This is a genomic window from Paenisporosarcina sp. P4_B8, from assembly GCF_056402175.1.
This window is the reverse complement of record NZ_JBFUHX010000019.1, coordinates 24353-46977: the sequence shown is the minus strand read 5'-3', so window position 1 is coordinate 46977 and position 22625 is coordinate 24353. Positions and strand designations below refer to the sequence as shown.

Sequence of the window (22625 nt, the reverse complement as noted above, 5' to 3'; positions counted from 1 at the left end):
GAAAATTGACACATTATAACGTTAGTTTAACTAAAATTACCCTTTTTTACAACTTATTATTATATAAGAAAAGCACACACGGATGATTTCCATGTGTGCTTTGGCTTATTTCCAAAAGTCGTCAAAGACGGTTATTGGTAAATGTCTTTTGTGTTTAGAGCGTAAATAATAATTTTCCAATTTATCTCGTGGTTCGGAAGCAATCTCTCTGCCTTCTAAATAATCATCAATTTGATCATAAGTTATACCAAGTGCAATCTCATCCGGTAATGCCGGTCGATCTTCCTCCAAATCGGCAGTTGGAATCTTCGTATACAAATGTTCAGGACTACTCAAAGCTTTTAACATTTGCTTGCCTTGACGTTTATTTAATCTGAATAACGGGACTAAATCTGCGCCACCATCCCCAAATTTTGTATAAAATCCTGTGATGGCTTCAGCACCATGATCCGTTCCAAGAACGACCGCACTGTGCATCGCTGCTATTGAATATTGAACTTTCATTCTCTCACGTGCTTTTTCATTGCCTTTGGCAAAATCGGAAAGAGTGATTCCAGATGCATCAAGTGCACGTTTGCTGGCATCGACCGCTTCCTTAATATTTACCGTATAAATTTTTGATGGTTGAATGAAATCCAGTGCATCTTGACAATCATCTTCATCAAACTGGACGCCATATGGCAGCCGTACTGCAATGAATGAATAAGCTTCAGTTCCCGCTTCTTCATTTAATTCATTCACGGCCATTTGTGCCAGTTTTCCTGTAAGTGTAGAATCCTGTCCGCCTGAAATCCCAAGCACCATTCCTTTAAGGAATGGATGCTTTGTTAAATAGCTTTTCATAAAATCAATCGACGTCCGAATTTCTTCCTGGGGGTCAATCGATGATTTAACTTTCAATTCTTCTATAATTGTCTGCTGTAAGTTTGTCATGAGAGCGCCTCCTCAAGCATAATGCATGCGGTCGACCATTTCTTGAACTTCCTGGATATTCCGCATCTTGTTATCCCAACATTTTTGACTTAAATCCACTGGATATTCTTCTGGATTTAATGAACGTTTATACTCATCCCAAAGCAGTTCCAAGTTCGTCGATGCATAATCACGCATTTCAAACAAAGTTGGATTTGAATAGATGATTTGTCCATTTTCAATAACTTTTGTATGAAGATCTTTAGCTTCAAAGTTAGTCACGAATTTAGACACAAATGTATGAACTGGGTGAAACATTTTCAAGCGCTTTTCATGGGTTGGATCTTCATCAAACATTGTGATGTAATCGCCTTCTGCTTTTCCATTTTCACGATCAATAATCCGATACAATTTTTTCCGACCAGGTGTCGTAACCTTTTCAGTTGTAGAAGAAATTTTAATTGTATCTTCCATCACACCTTTATCACTCTCGATTGATACAATTTTGTATACTGCTCCAAGGGCTGGTTGGTCATAAGCTGTAATTAACTTTGTGCCAATTCCCCACATATCTACTTTTGCGCCCTGTGCTTTTAAGTTTAAGATTGTATATTCATCTAAATCGTTTGATACAACAATTTTCGCTTCCGGAAATCCGGCTTCGTCGAGCATTTTGCGCGCCTCTTTAGAAAGGAAGGCAATGTCACCGCTATCCAGACGAATGCCAATGAAATTGATTTTATCACCAAGCTCTTTCGCCACTTGAATAGCCGTTGGTACACCAATTTTCAATGTATTGTATGTATCTACAAGGAACACACAATCATTATGGCGTTTTGCATAAGCATGGAAAGCCTCATATTCGCTTTTGTAAGCTTGTACTAGAGAATGTGCATGGGTTCCTGCAACAGGAATGCCGAACTTTTTACCAGCCCGTACATTACTCGTTGCTTCTAGTCCACCGATGACGGCAGCACGTGCGCCCCAAATTGCGGCATCCATTTCCTGTGCCCGACGTGTACCAAATTCCATCACGGTATCAGTTTTTACAATTTGTTTAATTCGACTGGCTTTCGTCGCAATCAGCGTTTGGTAATTGACGATGTTCAGGAGTGCAGTTTCAATCAATTGCGCTTCCACGAGTGGAGCCTCTATACGAATGATTGGCTCATTGGCAAAAACAAGTTCACCTTCCACCATGGAATAAACGTCACCTGTAAAACGGACCTCGCGTAAATAACTGATAAAATCTTCCTTGTACCCCAGCTCATCCTGCAAATACGCTAAATCACTATCGGAGAAATGAAACTCCCGGAGAAAATCCAGTACTCGCTCTAGTCCCGCAAAAATGGCATAACCATTGCCAAATGGAAGCTTGCGGAAAAACAACTCAAATACCGCTTTTCTGTTATGTATTCCGTCAGCCCAGTAGGCCTCCGCCATATTGATTTGATATAAGTCTGTATGTAATGCAAGTCCATCATCAGCATATCTTGAAGTCATCATTAAACCTTCTTCCACGATCATAATAGTCCTTAGTATACACCATTTACCCGAAATCTTATCTTCCCTAACAAAAACGCAAACCAATTGTGAAATTGGTTTGCGTTGATAAATTATGTACCCATTTTTCTACGTGTATTGCTCACTTTTTTTGTTTGTTGACTTTGCATTTTTTTCGCTGATTGCGTTGAATTTCCTTTGGCATTGTTTTCATTCGATTGGTTTTTCTTCGCTTCCAACTGCTTTTGCATCGCTTCTTTTAAACTCATTTTTTTCTTCGGTGCTTCTTGTTGGTTGTTTTCGTTGTTTTCTGTCATGTAATTTCCTCCTTCGGAGAGATATAATTGGTCTTTGCTTCTCTTCATTATACTCGAAATACGGCCAATACTGGAAATTTTCTATCGTCATTTTCATTATTTCCATCATATTAAGACAATGAACCCTCACTTCTTCTTTTTGATGCCTAGTATGCATACAATTTGATACAAGGAGGTTGTTCATTTTGAAAGGAAAAAAATTTGATTGGCTGCCTGTTATCTTGCTTTCTTTAGTTGCTCAATTTTTCATTCTGCAATTTTTACTGTTCATAGAAATTAAGCTATTGCACGCCATGTCATACGAATTACTCGTGAAAATCAATTTTTTCGTTATCGCGGTTAGTGGCGGGTTAGTGGCGATGCGCTATTATATTAAATCATCTCCACACATCGGTGGTATTTGTGGAGCTCTCTTCATCATATTAAGTGAATTTTACAGCCGACATTTTTCAATTGATTTAACCTTCATCTTTGTTATGCTTATTGCCTATCTTGCAGGCTACATTGGTTCGACTTTACAAACAAACAATAGCTTGTTCAAGCGTATTCCTGCATAACAAATATTAAAGCCTATCACAAGTTCAATGAACTCATGAAAGGCTTTTTACATGTCTACTTCCAATATGATTGGGCAATGATCGCTACCAAGTATTTGAGGATGAATATACGAATCTTGGAGTCTGTTTTCAAGTCTATTGGATGCTATGAAGTAATCAATTCTCCATCCAATATTACGTTCTCTCACTTTACTCATGTATGACCACCACGTATATGCCCCTTCTGTATCAGGATAAAAGTAGCGGAATGTATCGGTGAACCCTTCTTGAAGCAGTGCGGTCATCTTGCCACGTTCTTCCACTGTAAAGCCAGAGTTCCCTCTATTTGTTTTGGGATTTTTGAGATCAATATCTTCGTGTGCCACATTTAAATCCCCACACATAATCACGGGTTTGATTTGGTCGAGTTGCTGTAAGTAGGTACGCATTTCATCTTCCCACTCCAAGCGATAGGGAAGTCTTGTTAAATCCCGCTTGGCATTCGGCGTATAGACGTTTACTAAATAAAACTGATCATATTCCAAGGTGAGAATTCTCCCCTCCGCTTCTTCAATCATGTCCCCTACTCCGTATCTGACGGATAGCGGCTTTTTCTTAGTAAATACGGCGGTACCAGAATAGCCTTTTTTCACTGCATAATTCCAGTATTGTTCGTATCCTTCTAGATGCAATTCTATTTGACCAGCCTGCAACTTTGTCTCCTGCAGACAAAATATATCAGCATTTACTTGTTGAAAGTACTCGAGAAATCCTTTTTTCACACAAGCTCGAATGCCATTTACGTTCCACGAAACTATTTTCATCCTTTATTACTCCTTTTTGATGACACTAAATCTATGAATAACTATATCAAACACTTTAGCCATCTCCAAAAAGACAGATTTATAAAGAAAAAACCTTCCGAAATCCACAATAAAAAGATGATGCGGAAGTGTTATCGAACTCCTGCATCACCTTTCTATGGTTACTTATTATTTCTATAGTAAATTGGGTTACGTTATTACTCCTTGCTTTCATCCATCAATTTTTTCCATTCCCCATATAACTCCGGATCCATTTCCTTCAACTGATACAGGAACGTGTCCAGCAGCTTTAATTTTTTGAGGGCACGAAAGAAACGAATTGGCCACTCTTGTTGTATTTTCAATGAATTCACATGGTCTACCACTTTGATCTCTCCAACATTGGTTACGAATAAATGGCGTATACTGGCATCGATCCTGGTAAAACCGATCCTTTTCATTTCCTTAAATATATAAACCAGTTGTTTGGCTATTGGTTCCGAGATGCTGAGGTGCGATTTCAGATAATCCTTCAAAGGTTGACCCTTGATGTATTCCATAACAATATAATTCGAGCAGACTTCGAAAACCTTGGGAACAATTGAGGAGACCTTCCCTTCGTTCAATGTTTTGCTCTCTCTCAGACAGTGTCGTTCTTTTGCATATATCTTTAAACATCGGTCATCAGAAAGTTTGAAAACAGCCCCCCTGCATTCCTTTACCGATCAATTCGTAATTGGTCGGGTTTTTAATTTTCAAGCCTTTATTTGTTTTTTTTATAGTGATTTTGTGATAGTCGTCCACATTTTCTTTCCTTTTTTCTAGATTATTGTGCGATAGATTCTTACGTCACGGCAATTGTCTTTTGGCTGGGGCTTAGAAGGACTGAACCATTGAACTCAATGACGTTTCCGTTCTTCCTCATTTTTAGTCTTTCAATAATACTTTAATGTCCTTTTCCTCTAAATAAAACACTTCCTTTGGATTACTAGTTCATAAAAAATCACGGCATGTTTCCTCAAAAATTTTATCAATGCATATACTACTGAAGATGCTTTTTTGTCTAAACCTCCAGGCTCACCTTCACTTCAATTGAACAAACAGAATAAGATAATGGAGTCATAAATGGAAGACGATATTTATACGACTGTTATTTGCTTAAATGTGCCACGGGCAACCGTTGGGTTATTCCTACTCAGAAATTCCAATGTGTAAAAGGAGGGATATTTATAGATGCATTACCATTTAATCCAAAAGAGAAACTAAAATTGCCTTATTTAGATGGCTCGGAGTCGAAAATAATAAGCCGACCAAAAGCACTTGATTTTGCAAGGAGTATATTAGAATACGAGGTTATTTCGTTTGATGTATTTGACACTTTGTTATTAAGACCGTTTGCCCAACCTCATCATCTTTTCATGATATTAGGGGAAAAACATAGCTGTGTAAATTTTATGGCTATACGAAGGGAAGCAGAAAAGGAAGCGCGGAATCAAGCAAAAAGAAAAAAAGGAATTAGCGAAGTAACAATATATGATATTTACGAACAAGTTGAGTTAAGAACAGGTATTGATAAACAATATGGCGTGCAGTTAGAGTTACAAACAGAATTAGAGTTTTGTTTTGCTAATCCATATATGAAAGATGTTTTTGAAATACTTAAGTCCCAAAATAAGAAAATAATTGCTATTTCTGATATGTATTTAACAAAGCCAATGATTGAACAATTGTTGGAGAACTCAGGTTTTAGTGGTTTTTTTGACGTTTTTGTTTCCTGTGAGAACCATTGCAGTAAACGCGATAAACAATTATTCAATATAGCTTTAACAAAATTAGGCAAGGATATGAGTATGGTACACGTCGGGGCGAATTATGAATCAGATATAAAAAGCGCTCAAGAACTAGGTATAGAGGCAAGATATTACAATAACGTTCATGAGACTGGAAATCAATACCGCCCAGACGATATGTCCGAACTAATTGCTTCCACATACAGTGGAATTGTTAATACTCATTTGCATAATGGTATTAAGCAATTTACTCCTCATTATGAATATGGTTTCATTTATGGTGGTTTGTATATATTGGGCTACTGCAAATGGATTTATGATTATGCAAAACAAAATAATATAGATAAAATTTTGTTTCTTTCAAGAGACGGAGACATTTATAGGAAAGTATTTAATTTTCTTTTCACTGATATGGATAATGAATATGTTTACTGGTCTCGAATTGCTAATGCGAAATATACAATAGAAAAAAATCGATATGATTTCTTGAAACGAATGGTTCAACACAAAGCAAAAAGTGCATTAGGAATTACAATCAAAGGTCTGTTTGAGTCCTTGGAGTTAGATGAATTATTTAGTTTGTTGACTCAGCATGACCTAAAAGAAGACGATATGATTCATAAAGGAAATGTAAAATTAATTCAATCTTTTTTAGTGAAAAATTGGGAAACTGTTGTAAAAAAACTAACTGAAGATCATGCAATTGTAAAAGAGTATTTTATGAATATAATTCAAGGAAGTAAAAAAGTTGCAGTAGTTGATGTTGGCTGGGTTGGATCTGGGGGGTCAGGGATTAAATATTTGATTGAACAAAAATGGAAGTTAAATTGTGAAGTTCACAGTTTAGTAGCCGCTTGTAGACACTCGAACCATACAGGTAATCTAAGCCAGATCATGAAGAAAGAAATAGGCGTTTACATTTTTTCTAGAATGCTAAACAGAAATTTATACGATACACATACAAGTACTAAACATAATAACGTATTTTTCGAGTTATTTACGCAGGCTTGCTATCCTTCATTCTCCGGTTTTAAGAGAACTGAAGAAGGATATAAATTACTATTCGATGTCCCTGAAGTTGAAAACTATAAGATTATTGAACAAATTCATCTAGGTATTTATGATTTTGTAAAGTTATATAAGAAGACGTTTTCGAATTATGAGTATCTCTTTAACATATCTGGGTACGATGCGTATTTACCATTCAGAATGATCATAAGAGACCTTCGATTTATAAGGGAAAATTTTGGTGACTTGAGTTTTTCCAGAGGAGTAATTGCGGATACTGAAAATCAATCTTTCGAAACATTAAATGACATAATGGATCGGGCTAATCTATAAGTCGACTAATTAAGCAGAAATATGTTTTTTTACAATTTAGATTCGGAGTGAACATTATGATTTTGTACCATGTAGTTACAATTCATCAATTGTTACACTGCATCATATATAAAGAACTTTTTCATAAGGAACAGGTTTGTTACATTCTATTAACAGATTCAATTAAAGAAAAATTCCCTCAGTTTAAGGAAATGGAAGGTCTCTTTTTTGATAAAATCTTTTTTTTAAATACCCATGAATTAGATACCGAAAAAAATAATTATGTAATTGAAAAATATCTCGTGGAAAATAAGATTAATCCCCACGAATTTACTGAAATAATTGTAGAGAGCCCGGATAGTATTTTTGGAATTTATTTGATTGAAAAAGAAATTAATTTCACTTCCTTGAAAGATGGCAGCGGAAACGATAGAAAGAATCAGTTAATCACCAAGAAAATGGGAAACTTCAACAAAAGAGTCATAGGATTCGATGAACCTAACCTTGAACATATTGATTTGATTGAAAGTATGGATAGAATGTATCGTAGTTTTCTTGATAAAGTTCTTGTATTTTTTGGTATCAAGCAAAAAATTCAAATTAATAAAGATTCAACAATCTTATTAACAGAACTTCTCTCTAATTTTATGACTTACGAAGAACAAAAAAAAATATATCAACTAATGGTTGATTACTTCGTACCGGAACCGGAAATCAGGTTAGTGATACACCCCCATCCTGATGATTTAATGTTCTATAATGGGATATTTCAGCAGGCAACTGTAATAAAAAAGGAATTTCCAACTGAGTTAATTCCTTTTATTTTTAATGAAAAACCGAAAACAGTAATGACAATAACTTCCCCTCGCTTAAATAACATAATGGGTCATTTTGAAAATTGTATAAATTTTTCCATTGAATTTGAAAGGTATTTTAATATTACACATCGATATTATTGTGTTGTGAAGTTAATCAATGAGTTAGCGGCAGATTATGAAATTTATGAAATGAATTCAGATAAACTGCTTCTGGAAAATTTATTGAATTGTTCTGGAAATCAATTGTACAGGAGTGTTATTAGTGTTAATAATTCGAGGCGAATTCCTCATAAAAGTATTGTTATAATTGATGATCTTAACCATAATACTTTGCAGAAATCTAGTGACATATGTAATTTTATTAAATCAATTGATCACGAGTCTATTATCATCTTCATTAATTCCAATCAGGAATATCTGTTCTATGATTTTCCTGACAGAGAAGTATTTGAGAGTATGGTGCCAGTTGAAATTAATCACAACAGTACAATTAATGAAATTGAACAATACTCAGAAATATTTTTTGTTTATTCAAAAAGGAAGGATACAAGGACTATGATTAATCAACAGGAATTTGAAAAATCGCTGAGAAATTCAAACGAATTAATTAATGTAAAAGCTTTGTCAGAAGATCAGTTAAGGATAAAAATATTAGAAGGGATATTAGAAGCAACAGAAAAGAGATTGGAGCACTATATTAAACTAGAATCAGAACTGAGAGAAAAGTTGAATACTCTACCCAAATAAAATGTTCCATTCATTTCTTCCACATCTAAAATCCCCCTATTACCCTTGGTTAATTTTCTAAATTACTTTTTTGATCCAATTCTGAATTGCAAATTCAAGAAATAAAAAAGACTACATCCATAAAATGAACAGTTTTATGAAAGATCCTGCTACCTAGACAGCTAATAAGTGACCTCGGAATTGTTCCGGGGTCATTTTATTAGGGGGTACATCGTATTTTATGCAAATACCAATTGTACCCAGTAGAATAATAATAATAAAGAGACGATCGTTGTTGGCGGCACAACCATCAAAGATAAACTTAAATAGTCCTTCCATGTTACATTTATCTTATTTGCTCTGAGGATATTCATCCATATAAGAGAGGCAAGTGTTCCTATAGGTAATAACAATGATCCCATATCACTTCCAATAATGTTTGCGAGATAAATAGTCTTAAGAGTAATGGGTTCAAGTCCCATTTCAGTTAGTGTTATGGTACCAATCATTAGTGCAGGATGATTATTAAAAACGTTAGAAAGAATAGAAACTAATCCTCCCATAATAAAGCTCGCTTGAAATAGTCCTTGGTTTACAATTGGTTCGCAAATTTGAACGAGCAACTCAGTTAAACCTATATTGTGCAAACCAAAAATAATTACATACATAGAAAAAGCGAAGATGAGAATATGCCAGGGGGTTTTTTTCAAAATATCAATAGGATTTGTTCGTAAGTGATACCATCTCCAAATCAGCAAAACAAGCGAGCCGAGTACTGCAACTAGTTCAATCGGAACAGAAACATAAGATGCTACAAATAGAAGACAACGTATGACAAAGACAAAAAGTAATATTTTCAGCATAAATTTAGTACGTTGTCGCTTTGTTTCTACATTAGCACCTGTTTTTAATGGATGAAATTGTTTAGTAAAAAAACTTTCCTCTATTTCATTTGCAGAGTGAGGTAATTTTTTAGGCAATTTATTTCTTACAACCAAATACATCAAACATGACATAAACAATAATCCCAACGTCGCAGGGACAAACATCATGGCTGTGTGCATATAAAGGCTCATATGAACGATCTTTAAGGCGATCAAGTTCACAATATTACTTACACCAATGGGGGCACTGGATGCAGTTGCAATGAGAGCTCCACTTAATAGATATGGTATTTGTTGATGAGGTTTAAGCCTAAGATTTTTTAGCAGGAGAATTAAAATAGGGGTTGTTATTAAGATGCTTCCATCATTATTAAATAAGAGGGTCATTAAAAAGCATAACAATTGAATATTCCAATATAAACGAGAACCTGATCCTTTTGATAAACTGACAAGTCTTGCAGCTGACCAGTGGAAAAAACCGAAACTTTCCAATATTACTGCCATGACAATCGTTGCCATTATGGTAATTGAGGCTCCACCGATTTTATTAATAATATCCAAGATATCTTCACGTGATACGATGCCGAGTAGTAATATAATTGCGGCCCCAATCGATGCAGGCCATGCTTCATTCATTCCATTAGGTCTCCAGAATATTACTAACATGGTCATTAGAAACACAAAAACCGTCATTACAATTTCCAAACTCATACATTAACATTAACCTTTCTTCAAAGTATTTTACTTGAATGTCCGTTTTATTATATATATTCAATTCTATTAAGAAGGAACAGGATATTAGGGCATTATATTTCATGAATTAACTAAGAAATTAGAAAAAGACCCAGACTGTAGAGAAAAAATAAAAAGAGTGAATATAACTGTATACTAATGAAAAAGAGCGTATGCAAGAAAATGTTGATTTCCTTTGCGGCGGACGCGTTTCGCGGGCACGGCTTTAGTCTCCTCGTCACTACGTTCCTGCGGGGCCTTCAGCTCGTGCTGTTCCCGCTGAAGTCGCCGCCTCCACTCCAATCACGGATTTCGCTTCTGTTTACGTATCTCTTCATATTATTTTAGTAGTAAGATGGTCGGTAATTTCTGAAGACTCCTGCGGAAAAACGAAATAAGCTAGACCCCACAGGCTCAGCTGTCATAGACAGCTGAGCCGAGGAGGCTAGCGTTTCGTCCGCGGAAAGCGAAAGAAATAGCCGACCATAAAATTTTCGATAGAGTGCAAAAGATAAGAATGCGAATTTTTATACTTTTATATTGATTAATATTCTTCTGTCAACAAGCTGAAAGACCTTCTGTACGTTTTTGAACATACGGAAGGTCTTTTGTAATTCACAAATTATTTTATTTCTATCACAAGTCTAACCGATTTTCTTTTACTCTTCTTCTTCATAATCTTTGAACGCAGCGGACACACGATCAAATTCTTCATCACTCTCAATCAGGGACAATTGCTCATCATCTTCCACTCTTAAAAAGAAAACGTCGATATCCCCTTCAGAATCTTCATCGATTTCATCGGCAAAAGCAACTGCAGCATATTCCACATCATCTAAAGTTAAAGTTCCTAATACTTCAATTTCTTGCTCCTGATCGTTTTCATCCATTAAGGTAAAAATATCGCCAACTTCAATTTTTTCCATTGTTCATTCTCCTCCTAATTAAGTTCAATATTTTGTCATTCTAATTGTATACCCAATATCGCCAAAAAAAAACACGAAACCCATGATAGGATTTCGTGTTTCCAGCTAACTCTGTAAACTTGTATTACTTACAGTTGTTGCCATTTTCTTATAGATAATCGTGCCTGCGATTAGAATCAGCAAAATTACCTGACCAGTCAACGTTTCAACTGATGGATAGAAGCCGATGAAATTTATAACTGGTAAATTAGGAATAATATGTGTCGGTAAGACGTTCGTCAATTGCAACGTGTGTAAACTTGCACCGATAATTTTAAACGCCAATAGGTAAATGAATACAGTAGCTACACCAAAGAACAAATGCAGAGGAATCTTTTTGCTGGCTCTCGCAAAAAAGAATGCTGTCGCAACTAAAATCAAAATCGCAAGGACAATCCCCAATATGAAATCAAACGTCGACATTTTCGGGGCAATTCCCATATAAAACACAACAGTTTCAGCACCTTCTCTGAATACCGTCAGGAAACTTAAAAATGTCAGCGCCCATACACTTTGCATCGACAATGCGTGTGTCATTTGTTTTGAAATGTAACGGTTCCATGATGTGACGGTAGATTTGCTATGCAGCCAAATTCCAACTCCCAGCATCATAACTGCAGCCGCTATCCCTACATACCCTTCCATTACTTCACGGCTTGTTCCAATTGTTCCCGACTGAAGCAACGTGGACATCAATATAGCTGCGATAACACTCACGCTGATTCCAGTGCCCGCTCCAACATAAATATAACGCTGCATATGTTGTTGACCTGCTTTTTTCAAGAAAGCTATGAGTGCCGAAATAATCAATAATGCTTCCAATCCTTCACGAAGCAAAATTAGGGCTGAGTCCCAAAAACTATACGTCGTGTCTTGTTGAATGAAATCTATTTGCTGCTTAAAGGAATCTAATTTACCCGTAATTGCAGATGCTTCCACATCGTCACGCAATAAATCACTTACAAGTAGAGGTATACCAGATTCAATTTCGCTATACAATCTGGCATTCTTTGTACGGATATCTCCTTCAACACCTGGCCAAATTGTGATGAATTTTTTCAACGATTCGGCTGCTTGATTGTAGTTTCCTTCTTCAACAGATGCTTTACTTTCATCCAACAAACCTGTCAGCGTCGTCAGTGAATAGTTTCCCGAGACTTCCGCATTCTTCACTTTTCCTGCAACAAAGTCCTGAATCGTTTGATTCAACGATTCAACTTGTTCCTTTAACTTAGTGACATCGAGCTCGTCACCAGCTAAAGAAATTCGCATGAATGACATTTGTGTTTCAATTTGTCCGTATGCTGCGATATTCTGTTCGCGAACAACCCGCTCGTTTTTCGTCCATTTTTTCAGGAAGATGGAATAAGCCTCTTGGATTTCATCTTTATCGCTAGAATCGATTGCTGTTTTCAAATCGTTAAGAGAAGGCTCTACTGCCTTCAGAAAGGCCTCACGATTGGCTTTTTCATCTACTGGATTTTCAGATTTCTCATAAACTGTCAGGGCTTTTGATAAATCCGTCAATGCGGACAATCGTTTCTCGCTGGTTGTTGCACTCGAAGCTTTTTCTAGCGCTTCATTTACATCCGCGGATTCTTCCCCTTCTGTAATGTTCAGTTGCTTCCAATCCGTTTGAAAAGCCTCAATCGCTTCATTAGCTTTTGCGTCATCGTCATTTTTTGTGCTCATAATGGCATCAGTAATAGCGATATATAAATGGCCAAAAGACTGTGCAGCAGAGACGTTGTTTTGAGAAGGAACAACGAGCAACATAGTCACTAGACTAAGTATCTTAAAGAATGTTAAAAAGTTGCTCACCGATATAGCTCCCTTTTTGTATACCTGGGAAGCAAGCAAAGACGCCGCTACCTCGATGGGTAATATATTCGTTTAGCTTATCATCACGTCCCAATGCGCTTTGAATGTTAATAAACTGTTTAGGATTTTTTTGGAATGAAATGAATAACAAGCCCGCGTCATACGCTCCTGTTTCATCAATCAAGCCACTTGAGTAGGAGAAACCTCTTCTCATAATTCGATCCTTCACTTTTCGTGCGAGCGCCATATGTGAATTAGCCGGAATGTGAGGATTTCCTTTTTCATCTTTTGCATTTAAATCAACTTCATCAAATTCCTTCTTGCTCCCGAGTGGTGCACCACTATCGCGATGTCTGCCGAAAGTTGATTCCTGTCCTTGTAGTGAAGTGCGGTCCCACGTTTCTAAATGCATTTGGATTTTCCGCACGACTAAATAGGTTCCATTTGTCATCCAGCTTTTCGATTCATTCGGCTGAACCCAAACGACTTCCTTCATGTCAGAAGCACTTTTCGGGCTTGGGTTAACCGTGCCGTCTTTAAATGCAAATAAATTTCGAGGCGTTTCTTTTTTGTTTTTTCGCTTATGCGTTGAAGTGAATCCAGTTTGCGTCCATTTCAACGTGACTTTTCCTGACGCTGCACGCACTAAATTACGAACTGCATGGAAAGCCACTTGTGGGTCTTCGGCACAAGCCTGAATACATATGTCTCCACCTGCGTATTTTTCATCGATTTGATCTTTAGGGAAATGTGGCAACTCTTTCAGTTCAGCTGGTCGTTTCAAACCGAGACCTAGCTTCTTGTTATTGAATAATGATGGCCCTACTCCGAACGTTAATGTCAGATTAGAAGCATCCAATCCTTTTGACTCTCCGGTATCTTTAGGTGGCGTAAATCCACCTTTAGAAAGCTCCTCGAGCTGCTCCCCGTTCATTAAACGTACTGCCAATGGAGTCCACATCTTAAACAACTCCTGCAATTCGCTTTGTGATTGAACAAGCACATTCAACGAAGCAAAGTAAACGTGGGAAGGTGCATCTGTCATAATACCCGACTGATGCTTCCCGTAAAATGAAATCTTATTTGTTGCGGTAGGGTCGTCTTCAAATATTTCAAAGCCGAGTGCTTTCGCCACGTTCCCCATTCCAGAAGCAAAGACAGCCGCTCCAGCTGCACTTGCCCCTGCAATTTTCAACATATCACGTCTTGAAATTTTCTTCTCCAACCACTTTTCATCGTTTGATGTCATTTTACTCACTCCATTATTATGCCCATTTGACTAAGCGGTTCGCCTAGTTGGTTAACAGCGTCTGATAACAATTTTGTATCCTCCGAAGTCAACTCTTCATATGAAACAAACCCTTTGTCGCCTGTTTCGTAATTTGCCAATAGTTCATTTACTGCATCAAATTTTGCTTGCAGGTTCGTCGCTAATTTTTCATCTTTTGCTTCGATTTTTGACTCTAGGATGTGGAAAATTTCTTCCGCACCTTCAATGTTTGCTTTAAAATCATATAAATCGGTGTGAGAGAAAATTTCTTCTTCCCCTGTAATTTTAGAAGTCGATACTTCATTTAACAGATCCACTGCCCCGGTCATCATCAAGTCTGGTGTTACTTCTACTGTCTCAACACGTGCACGCAATTCTTTTGCGTCTGCTAATAATTGATCAGCTGTTTCTGCGTAACCTTCTGTTGTGTTTTCTACCCAAAGGCCGTATTCGATTTTATGGTAACCAGTCCAATCTTCTTTGCCTTTACCTTCTTCTTCAAGGTCTGCCAGGCGAGCATCGATACGAGGATCTAAATCTCCGAAGCTTTCAGCAATTGGCTCCGAGCGCTCAAAGTACATACGGGCAAGCGGGTAAAGTGCTTTTGCTTCTTCAATGTCTCCTGCTTTTACTGCCTCAACAAATTTTTCTGTCTCTATAACAAATTGATCCATTTGCTCAATCGCAAATTCTTTATATGTATCAACTTCGTTTTGTAAGTCTACAGTTTCTGAAGCCGCTTCTGGCTTCGTAGATTCTTCTTTTTCTGCACAGCCTACTAAAGAAGTGCTAAGTAGCACGAATGATAAAAACGTCGCAATTTTTTTCAAGTTAATCCTTCTTTCTTTTTGTTTATCTACCTTAATAATGATAATCATTATCAATGAGAAGTCAAGGGAAGTTTATGGGATATCTTGAAGGAAACGTTTCATAATACATATTTGACACATAAAACACGAAAATCCCTGAGGATCTTCGTGTTCTCTGCAATCTTGGGTGTACTATACCCCTTCTTATTTCGTTACAGTTATTGGACCATTATCTGTTCTCAACTTAATCAAAGATTTCCCATTGCCGTACGTCACATAGCTGTCTCTATCACCAAAGATGTTCACTATTCCATTATCCGTTTTAGCGTCAATCCTTGTATTTTTCGGTTCAGATTCAGTTTTAACCTCAATGCTACCGTTGTCTGTTTCTAAATCAATCGGCCATTCTATCTTATTTGTAATCAAGGAGATTTTCCCGTTATCCGTAGAGCCATTAATTTCCCCTTGGACATGGTCCAAAATAATTTTGCCATTATCGCTTTCAACGTTAACTGTTTTGGCTTCAACATCCTTAACTTGTATCTGGCCATTGTCTGTCTCAAGCAATACCTTCTCGACCTGTAAATTTTCTACCAAGATACGTCCATTGTCACTCTTTACTTGGAGGTCTTTATATTGTTTTTCCGGCACATTGACAGTGAGTTTCAAGTCACCTGTATGAAAATCGAACAAAGAGAAAAATCGACGTTTCTGTTTTAGTTGAACGGTAAGCGTATCCCCTTTTACATCTACATTAAAAATGTATTTCTTCTTTTTATTAGCACCTGTATATTCAACAGTGGCTTCTGAGCTTTTGGTCGGTACAATAATCACTTCCGCATCGTTTGTTGTAACTTCAATGTTTGTAAATGATGAATCTTCTTGAACTGTCTTATTGTCGCTCCCGGCAATCACTCTCATTGTATTGAACATGAACGTCATGCCACCTGCAATCACAATCAATAGAATTAATGAAATGACGAGTTTATTTTTGAAAATCATCGTGTGTCCGCTCCCTTTTCTTTATCTTGCATTAAACGTAATCTGTATGAATTCATTGCGCATTCTCCGAGTTGATCGAGCAGATTGTAATTTGCAAATGCACCAACAACCGCTCCTATACCAGGCAGCATTTGAAACATTTTCACTAAATCGATGTAATCACGGTATTCCTGTTGAAATTCTCGCCAGTCCATGTCTGCGACTAAAGATTTCTGTTCCTCCCAGTTTTCAATAATACTCAATGTTTTTTTCGTTTTTCTTCGCTTGAAAAGGCCAACAGAAAAATATGCAGAATAAAGAGACGTTCCTCTGGTTTAGTTGTATCAAATCCATACACAGATGCAGCTTCAAACAAAAACTTCATTTTAATTGATAACAGCAGTGGAAAGTCGGCAATTCCCAGAAGTATTCCCCCAGCACCTGTTCCCGCTCCTTCAATCGTCGCCGTTTTTCTAAACGTGGAAAGCTTTTGCTTAAATAGTTCGTCTCGCTCATAAAGACTTAATTCCGTTGGTAACTGTTTTTTCGTCGTAATGTTCGATCCTGCGAGCGTTGCTTTCACCATGTTTTTTATGCTTTCAGTCATCACTTTATGAAATTTTTCTGGAAGAAGGCCATTGATTTTCGTCTGTGCATTCTTGGATACTCGGCTTAAGAGACCGGATTGTCTTGTCATTTTCCGCTTCCAAATTATCAGTTCTTGTTCAACCTTTATCGTATAATCCACCAATTGTTCACCCCTTCTCTACTCACAATCATTTATATCATTCCATCAAGTTTAGCCTTTTCATCAAGTATTCAAAATGAACCTAGGGAGTGTTTACTTCTACGTCTTGAGGCTTAGTAGTGGTTGAAAAACATCGATTAACAGTTTTAGCCCCCCTCCCCTTCAATGAATAAATACACCCCAAAAACACATACTATATGTATGTCAAAAAAATAGGGGATTTAAAATGATATATAAATATTTTAAGGATTCTTCGGGCGAATATTTAGGAATTAGAAAAGAATACACATACTACGTGTTCATTCCTGTTAATAACAATAATGAAGAAATAATCACGTTATTTGAGAATGCGAAATATAAAATTAACGATCATTATCAAAAAAATAAAGAAGAAATCCATCAAATGAAAATGTATTTAGATGAAGATCCAAGTATAGTAGACAGAATTAATGCGATTAAAAATTATCAAAGTATCTTTTCCATCAGTCACGAAAAATTCCTTTCTTCATACCCTGGTTAATCAATGAAAGCAGCTTGATGTTTTTCCGGTGTATGAAGAATATCCGAATATGAGAATTAAACAACGTTATATCGTAGTTCAAGAACAGCTGAAATTGCATTCTCAGCTGCTGTTTTCTGTAAGTTTTGTTGATTCTATAATTATTGAAAGGATATAAAACACTTATGCAGCCGATGCTCGTTCTAGAAGCAGGTGATGAGGATCCAGTTGTTGTAGAGGCTCCTTCAAGGCTTATGTAGAAGAACACGTACTGACTGTTCCTAAATCAGGTGAGCTTCCTTATATTCCTGAATAAAAAATACAAAAAAATGGCCTTGGATTGTCCAAGAGCCATTTTTTCAATTTGATTTAATTTATTGAGACATCATACTATTTTATAAAGTCGAAACTGAGCAGAACAAAAAAGACGATCGATATTCAGGCGGATTTTACCTCGAATCCACTCAATAAACGTTTTCAGTTATTATCATTCCGACGGTCCCTTACACTCTATATTTAATAGCTAGTCCTTTTAAGAAATTACGGGCGTATTTATCCCCGCATTCTTTATAATTTTTGTGTCCTTCTTTTCTCAATAAAGCGCCTAACTCGCCTTTTGTTACAGTGACGCCTGCGCTTTCTAAAATGTCGAGCATATCCTCACTTGTTAATTCAAGTGCGATTTTCAACTTCTTCAGAAGAAGATTATTCACTCTTTCATTGGTTATTGCAGGTCTTTCAGGTTGCCCTGGTTTCGGCTCTTGTTTTCCTCTTTTAAACGTAACAAATCCATTTAAAAATGACTCCATCATCACATTATCACATTTAATATTTTCTTCATTCTCGTCATCATCATAATCAATTTCATCATAATAATCGTCTTTAGATTTTGTGAGAATCAGCAACACTTCTTCTTTTGTAAATTCCATGCCACCCAGTTTAAATATCTCAACCATATCTTTATTTTTTATATCCAGAGCATATCTTAGTCTGATTAAAATATCATTATTGTCCATTAATAAACCTCCTGTCACATTGCCTGTTTACACGGCTACACGCATTCTATTTCACCCTTATGATAGCACAAAAAATTAACTTTAATTCAAATGTTCCTGTGCTTCACCCTCTTATATAGATTCAACACGGAAGAAAAGGCCATCCACTAGTTCAGTAAACTGGTGAAAAGCCTTTTCCTTTTCCAAATTGTTCTCTATATAATCTTTACTACATTCATACATCGAATCAAGAATTAATAATAAATTTCAAAATGGTTAAAAATAGAGAAGCTTATTTTAGCCCTTCAAATAGCAACACTCTTGCAGGTGAAGCGTCTGTACCCATTAATTTTAATGGTGCTGCCACCATAAAATATTGTCCTTGCTCAATTTCCTTTAAGCGAAGTCCTTCTATTATAATGATGTTATTTGCAAATAACGTTTTATGCGTGGGATGCCCCTCTTGGCTTCTTTCGATTCCAAGTGCATCAATTCCAATCCCTCGAATACCTAGCTCAGAAAGATATTCTGCACCATCTTGTGCGAGAAAAATAAAATCAAAATTAAATGTTTCCTCAAATGAATTTTTCGTTTTTAATAAAACAAAATCTCCCTTTTGAATGTCAAACCCTTCTAAGTCCGCTTTTAAAACTCCATTTTCCACTTCAGTTAAGTCGAATACTTTACACTGTCCTACAAGATTGTCTAATGGAATCGTTTCAAACGTATCACCATCAGTGACCATGTGTAGTGGGGCATCGATATGTGTTCCTGTATGTACGTCGAAATCAAGCCGAGTTTCAGTCACATATCCATTTGTTATTGTATTTAATTTTGGTTGTTTTTCCGGTTTGTTCTTGTACACGGTCATTCCTTCATAAATTGCACCTGTTACATCATGCATTTTCATATTTAATCAACCCTTCCACTATTCAATATATTTTCTAGTTATAAAGCTATCCTCGCATGTCATTTGTGAAATTGTCTAGTGAAACTGCTTTGGTCTCTATAAACATGGCTTTACTATAGAATCTATTAAATGATGTTGTTATTCGTAACTGAACTGGGAAGAGCACGCAGTGAGGACGATGTTAATTCGAAGGTTTCTTTGTTCACTCAATTTCGCTTATGTATTTTAATTCCTCCATTAATGAGCAAACTAAAGTATACTTTTATACACTATTTGTTTTTAATGCGCGTACTTACATAATTCGAATGAAGTTAGTATACTGAGAACTGATTATCAGTAATGGTTTAAAGAAAATACTGATTGTAAAAGTTGGAGGGAATTGAATATGAGGAACGATAATCTCGAAGAAGGATTTGACCTGAAAGATCGTTTACTTGATTTCCAAGAAGAATGGTTTATGCAAGACATGACCTTTGTTTTATTTGGAGCAACAGGAGACTTAGCACAACGAAAATTATTTCCTGCTTTATATAATTTATACCTTGATGGTAAATTACCCGATACCATTTCTATAGTTGCTTTAGGCAGAAACTATTTTTCAAACGAAGAGTTTCAGTCCAAAGTGGAAAAAGCGCTTCAAGCATATTCTAGAAGAGCTGCACAACCATCTGTTTTGCAAGATTTTTTAACCAAATTTCGGTACTGTTCATTTGATGCGACAGACAAAGATTCCTATCAACATTTGAACGAGCTCATTGAAAACAGAGAAAATGAGTTAGGTATTCCACAAAACCGACTATTCTATTTGTCTGTTGCCCCAAGTCTGGTTGATGTTATTACGTCAAATCTTAATTCAAGTGGGATATGCCAAAACAAAGGATGGAAGCGTCTCATAGTGGAAAAACCATTTGGAAGTGATTTAGAGACGGCAAGACAATTAAATAAAAACTTGAGCAAGACTTTCAGTGAAGATGAAATCTATAGAATTGATCACTATCTAGGAAAACCAATGGTCCAAAATCTTGAAACCTTAGTTTTGGCCAATCCAGCACTGAAATCATTACTAGATCGTAAACAAATTTCGAATGTCCAAATTACAGCAAGTGAAACTGTTGGGGTTGAAACTCGGGCTGATTATTACGATCGAGCAGGAGCCATTCGTGATATGGTTCAGAACCATCTTCTTCAGTTAGTAATGATGACAGCCATTCACCTTCCAGAGAAAATAACGGCAGAAGAAATTCGAGTGAAAAAGATGGAAATTATTGAATCTCTTCGACCAATCCTGAAAGAAAATGCATACCAGGATGTTGTCCGCGGTCAGTACGAATTCGGAGAGATTCAAGGTACTCCAGTTTATGGCTATAAAGAAGAGCCTGGTGTTGATGGTTCCTCAAAAAATGATACTTATTTCGCGGCTCGCTTATATATTGATAATCCATCTTGGAGTGGAATACCTTTTTATATACGCACGGGGAAAAGAATGAATGAGAAGTCAACACGGATTGTCATTGAGTTTAAGAACAAGATGAAAGATTCAGATGTGCTACAAGGAATCACTCCGAATTTATTAATCCTCGAGATTAGTCCAAACAAAAGTATTTCTTTACGGGTGAACATGAAAGATCCTTCTAGTAATCGTTTTGAACCTGCATGGATTAACTTCTCGACCAATTCGGAAAGTCAGCCGGAAGCATATGAACTTCTTCTATTTGATGCAATGCTCGGTAATGCAACCTTCTTCTCCCATTGGAAAGAAGTCGAATTATCATGGAAGTGGATCCAACCGTTATTGGTAGCATTTCAGGAGGATCTGTTGCCTTTATATTCTTATCCTGCAGGCTCAACAGGTCCAGATGAGGCAAACCAACTATTGCTGTCCGATGAAATTAAGTGGTGGTAGAAAAAAGTCAAAATCAAAAGGAGTGATGAAATATGACAGTTTCATTTGATTTCACCAATGTTTTATCGTTCATGAAAAACAGTGAACTTGAAAATCTAAGTGAATTTGTAAAACAATCGCATAATCAAATTCACCAACAAACAGGACCAGGTTCTGACTACTTAGGGTGGGTTAACTGGCCACTTACCTACGATAAAGAGGAATTTGCCAGAGTGAAGCATGCTGCTAAACGAATTCAACAACAGTCAGACGCGCTGATAGTTATTGGTATTGGTGGCTCTTATCTAGGGTCTAAGGCAGCCATAGAGGCTTTAGCACATACGTTTCATAATCAAGTCAAAGAGAATACACAAATATATTTTGCTGGACATAATATTAGCTCGACCTACATCGAACATTTACTACAAGTGTTAGAGGGAAAAGACATTTCTATTAATATTATTTCCAAATCAGGGACAACTACAGAGCCTGCGTTAGCATTCCGTATTTTCCGCACATTTATGGAGAAGAAGTATGGGAAAGAAGAGGCAAAGAATCGAATTTATGTGACTACCGATCAGAGCAAGGGTGCTCTTCGGAAGCTTGCGGTCGAAGAAGGTTACGAAACATTTGTTATTCCTGACAACATAGGGGGACGTTACTCAGTTCTGACGCCTGTTGGTTTACTGCCAATCGCAGTAGCTGGTCTTAATATTGACCAAGTGATGGATGGAGCAAAAGCTGCATACCACAAATATAATGATCCCGTTCTTGCTACAAATGAAAGTTACCAATATGCCGCAGTAAGAAATATTTTCTATAATAAAGGAAAATCAATAGAATTGTTTGTAAGCTATGAGCCTCGTCTGCACTTTGTAGCGGAATGGTGGAAACAGCTTTTCGGAGAAAGTGAAGGGAAAGATGAAAAAGGTCTCTTCCCAGCTTCAGTTAACTTCTCAACGGATTTACATTCGATGGGCCAGTATGTTCAAGAAGGGCGACGTCTTTTCATAGAAACAGTCCTACAGGTAAAAAATTCTTCAATCGAACGTATCATTCAAGAGGACGTCGACAATATGGATGGTCTGAATTTCTTAACTGGAAAAACAATGGATGAAGTGAACAAAAAGGCAGCACTCGGAACTACCCTCGCTCACATCGATGGAGGTGTTCCAAACTTGTTAATAGAGCTAGACGAACTCAATGAATTCACCTTTGGGGAAATGGTCTATTTCTTCGAAAAAGCTTGTGCAATAAGTGGAACTTTACTCGGTGTAAATCCATTTGACCAGCCAGGAGTTGAAGCTTACAAGAATAATATGTTTGCATTACTTGGCAAAGATGGTTTCGAAAAAGAAAAAGAAGAACTAGAGAACCGCCTATCCATATTAGGTTAAAAGGAAT

At 36.7% G+C, this 22625-nt stretch carries 19 protein-coding genes and 1 pseudogene; 6 read left to right on the top strand and 14 right to left on the bottom strand.

Annotation, left to right across the window (positions count from 1 at the left end):
- Nucleotides 1-105: 105 nt before the first annotated feature.
- The 3 genes from nadE to AC1DSK_RS15060 form a co-directional block, all read right to left on the bottom strand.
- Nucleotides 106-933 (bottom strand): ammonia-dependent NAD(+) synthetase, encoded by an 828-nt coding sequence (gene nadE / locus AC1DSK_RS15070; RefSeq protein ID WP_477548654.1) that lies wholly within the window; start codon nt 931-933, stop codon nt 106-108.
- A 12-nt stretch (nt 934-945) separates the two neighbouring features.
- On the bottom strand, nt 946-2415 hold the full coding sequence (locus AC1DSK_RS15065; protein ID WP_477548655.1) for a nicotinate phosphoribosyltransferase: 1470 nt from the start codon (nt 2413-2415) through the stop codon (nt 946-948).
- A 113-nt stretch (nt 2416-2528) separates the two neighbouring features.
- Nucleotides 2529-2732: a hypothetical protein gene (locus tag AC1DSK_RS15060; protein ID WP_342542920.1), complete on the bottom strand. Its 204-nt coding sequence runs from the start codon at nt 2730-2732 to the stop codon at nt 2529-2531.
- A gap of 185 nt (nt 2733-2917) precedes the next feature.
- On the opposite strand from AC1DSK_RS15060, the gene AC1DSK_RS15055 reads away from it, so the two are divergent.
- The gene (locus AC1DSK_RS15055; RefSeq protein WP_477548656.1) at nt 2918-3289 is read left to right on the top strand and encodes a hypothetical protein; all 372 of its coding nucleotides are present in this window, start codon (nt 2918-2920) and stop codon (nt 3287-3289) included.
- A gap of 47 nt (nt 3290-3336) precedes the next feature.
- Here AC1DSK_RS15055 and AC1DSK_RS15050 read toward each other — a convergent pair whose 3' ends face one another.
- Both AC1DSK_RS15050 and AC1DSK_RS15045 read right to left on the bottom strand, forming a co-directional pair.
- Nucleotides 3337-4092, bottom strand: a complete 756-nt coding sequence (locus AC1DSK_RS15050) for an exodeoxyribonuclease III (protein WP_477548657.1) — start codon at nt 4090-4092, stop codon at nt 3337-3339.
- Between the two features lie 197 nt (nt 4093-4289).
- Complete coding sequence (locus tag AC1DSK_RS15045; protein ID WP_477548658.1) at nt 4290-4697, bottom strand: AarF/UbiB family protein; 408 nt, start codon at nt 4695-4697, stop codon at nt 4290-4292.
- A 642-nt stretch (nt 4698-5339) separates the two neighbouring features.
- Here AC1DSK_RS15045 and AC1DSK_RS15040 point away from each other — a divergent pair.
- Together AC1DSK_RS15040 and AC1DSK_RS15035 are read left to right on the top strand one after the other, a co-directional pair.
- A complete protein-coding gene (locus tag AC1DSK_RS15040; protein ID WP_477598345.1) occupies nt 5340-7202 on the top strand; it encodes an HAD family hydrolase in 1863 nt (620 codons plus the stop codon).
- Nucleotides 7203-7258: 56 nt separating this feature from the next.
- Nucleotides 7259-8746: a hypothetical protein gene (locus AC1DSK_RS15035; RefSeq protein WP_477598343.1), complete on the top strand. Its 1488-nt coding sequence runs from the start codon at nt 7259-7261 to the stop codon at nt 8744-8746.
- 218 nt (nt 8747-8964) lie between these two features.
- Here AC1DSK_RS15035 and AC1DSK_RS15030 read toward each other — a convergent pair whose 3' ends face one another.
- The 7 genes and pseudogenes from AC1DSK_RS15030 to AC1DSK_RS15000 form a co-directional block, all read right to left on the bottom strand.
- Nucleotides 8965-10320, bottom strand: a complete 1356-nt coding sequence (locus AC1DSK_RS15030; protein WP_477548535.1) for an arsenic transporter — start codon at nt 10318-10320, stop codon at nt 8965-8967.
- A gap of 680 nt (nt 10321-11000) precedes the next feature.
- Nucleotides 11001-11267: a DUF1292 domain-containing protein gene (locus AC1DSK_RS15025; protein ID WP_016429449.1), complete on the bottom strand. Its 267-nt coding sequence runs from the start codon at nt 11265-11267 to the stop codon at nt 11001-11003.
- A gap of 105 nt (nt 11268-11372) precedes the next feature.
- Complete coding sequence (locus AC1DSK_RS15020; protein ID WP_477548534.1) at nt 11373-13127, bottom strand: FTR1 family iron permease; 1755 nt, start codon at nt 13125-13127, stop codon at nt 11373-11375.
- Nucleotides 13102-14376, bottom strand: coding sequence for an iron uptake transporter deferrochelatase/peroxidase subunit (efeB, locus tag AC1DSK_RS15015; RefSeq protein ID WP_477548533.1), 1275 nt, complete (start codon nt 14374-14376; stop codon nt 13102-13104). Before efeB ends, AC1DSK_RS15020 begins: the two co-directional genes overlap by 26 nt.
- Nucleotides 14377-14381: 5 nt before the next feature.
- Entirely contained in the window at nt 14382-15227 is an 846-nt protein-coding gene (efeO, locus tag AC1DSK_RS15010) for an iron uptake system protein EfeO (RefSeq protein WP_477548532.1), read from the bottom strand.
- Nucleotides 15228-15410: 183 nt separating this feature from the next.
- Nucleotides 15411-16208, bottom strand: a complete 798-nt coding sequence (locus AC1DSK_RS15005; protein ID WP_477548531.1) for a DUF4097 family beta strand repeat-containing protein — start codon at nt 16206-16208, stop codon at nt 15411-15413.
- A pseudogene (locus tag AC1DSK_RS15000) lies at nt 16205-16884 on the bottom strand (EcsC family protein). Before AC1DSK_RS15000 ends, AC1DSK_RS15005 begins: the two are co-directional and overlap by 4 nt.
- Nucleotides 16885-17161: 277 nt before the next feature.
- Here AC1DSK_RS15000 and AC1DSK_RS14995 point away from each other — a divergent pair.
- Nucleotides 17162-17455, top strand: a complete 294-nt coding sequence (locus AC1DSK_RS14995; protein ID WP_477548530.1) for a hypothetical protein — start codon at nt 17162-17164, stop codon at nt 17453-17455.
- 482 nt (nt 17456-17937) lie between these two features.
- On the opposite strand, the gene AC1DSK_RS14990 is transcribed toward AC1DSK_RS14995, so the two are convergent.
- Nucleotides 17938-18450, bottom strand: a complete 513-nt coding sequence (locus AC1DSK_RS14990) for a YehS family protein (protein WP_016429457.1) — start codon at nt 18448-18450, stop codon at nt 17938-17940.
- Between the two features lie 271 nt (nt 18451-18721).
- On the bottom strand, nt 18722-19339 hold the full coding sequence (locus AC1DSK_RS14985) for a cyclase family protein (RefSeq protein ID WP_477548529.1): 618 nt from the start codon (nt 19337-19339) through the stop codon (nt 18722-18724).
- 457 nt (nt 19340-19796) lie between these two features.
- On the opposite strand from AC1DSK_RS14985, the gene zwf reads away from it, so the two are divergent.
- Nucleotides 19797-21242 carry a glucose-6-phosphate dehydrogenase gene (gene zwf / locus AC1DSK_RS14980; RefSeq protein WP_477548537.1) on the top strand — a complete coding sequence of 482 codons (1446 nt, stop codon included), beginning with the start codon at nt 19797-19799 and terminating at the stop codon, nt 21240-21242.
- A 32-nt stretch (nt 21243-21274) separates the two neighbouring features.
- Nucleotides 21275-22618, top strand: a complete 1344-nt coding sequence (locus tag AC1DSK_RS14975) for a glucose-6-phosphate isomerase (RefSeq protein WP_016429460.1) — start codon at nt 21275-21277, stop codon at nt 22616-22618.
- Nucleotides 22619-22625: the final 7 nt, after the last annotated feature.

Coding starts and splice junctions, on each gene's coding strand:
- nadE (WP_477548654.1), bottom strand. CDS start 933: ATGACAAACTTACAGCAGACAATTATAGAAGAATTGAAAGTTAAATCA.
- AC1DSK_RS15065 (WP_477548655.1), bottom strand. CDS start 2,415: ATGACTTCAAGATATGCTGATGATGGACTTGCATTACATACAGACTTA.
- AC1DSK_RS15060 (WP_342542920.1), bottom strand. CDS start 2,732: ATGACAGAAAACAACGAAAACAACCAACAAGAAGCACCGAAGAAAAAA.
- AC1DSK_RS15050 (WP_477548657.1), bottom strand. CDS start 4,092: ATGAAAATAGTTTCGTGGAACGTAAATGGCATTCGAGCTTGTGTGAAA.
- AC1DSK_RS15035 (WP_477598343.1), top strand. CDS start 7,259: ATGATTTTGTACCATGTAGTTACAATTCATCAATTGTTACACTGCATC.
- AC1DSK_RS15030 (WP_477548535.1), bottom strand. CDS start 10,320: ATGAGTTTGGAAATTGTAATGACGGTTTTTGTGTTTCTAATGACCATG.
- AC1DSK_RS15025 (WP_016429449.1), bottom strand. CDS start 11,267: ATGGAAAAAATTGAAGTTGGCGATATTTTTACCTTAATGGATGAAAAC.
- efeB (WP_477548533.1), bottom strand. CDS start 14,376: ATGACATCAAACGATGAAAAGTGGTTGGAGAAGAAAATTTCAAGACGT.
- AC1DSK_RS15005 (WP_477548531.1), bottom strand. CDS start 16,208: ATGATTTTCAAAAATAAACTCGTCATTTCATTAATTCTATTGATTGTG.
- AC1DSK_RS14995 (WP_477548530.1), top strand. CDS start 17,162: ATGATATATAAATATTTTAAGGATTCTTCGGGCGAATATTTAGGAATT.
- AC1DSK_RS14990 (WP_016429457.1), bottom strand. CDS start 18,450: ATGGACAATAATGATATTTTAATCAGACTAAGATATGCTCTGGATATA.
- AC1DSK_RS14985 (WP_477548529.1), bottom strand. CDS start 19,339: ATGAAAATGCATGATGTAACAGGTGCAATTTATGAAGGAATGACCGTG.
- zwf (WP_477548537.1), top strand. CDS start 19,797: ATGCAAGACATGACCTTTGTTTTATTTGGAGCAACAGGAGACTTAGCA.
- AC1DSK_RS14975 (WP_016429460.1), top strand. CDS start 21,275: ATGACAGTTTCATTTGATTTCACCAATGTTTTATCGTTCATGAAAAAC.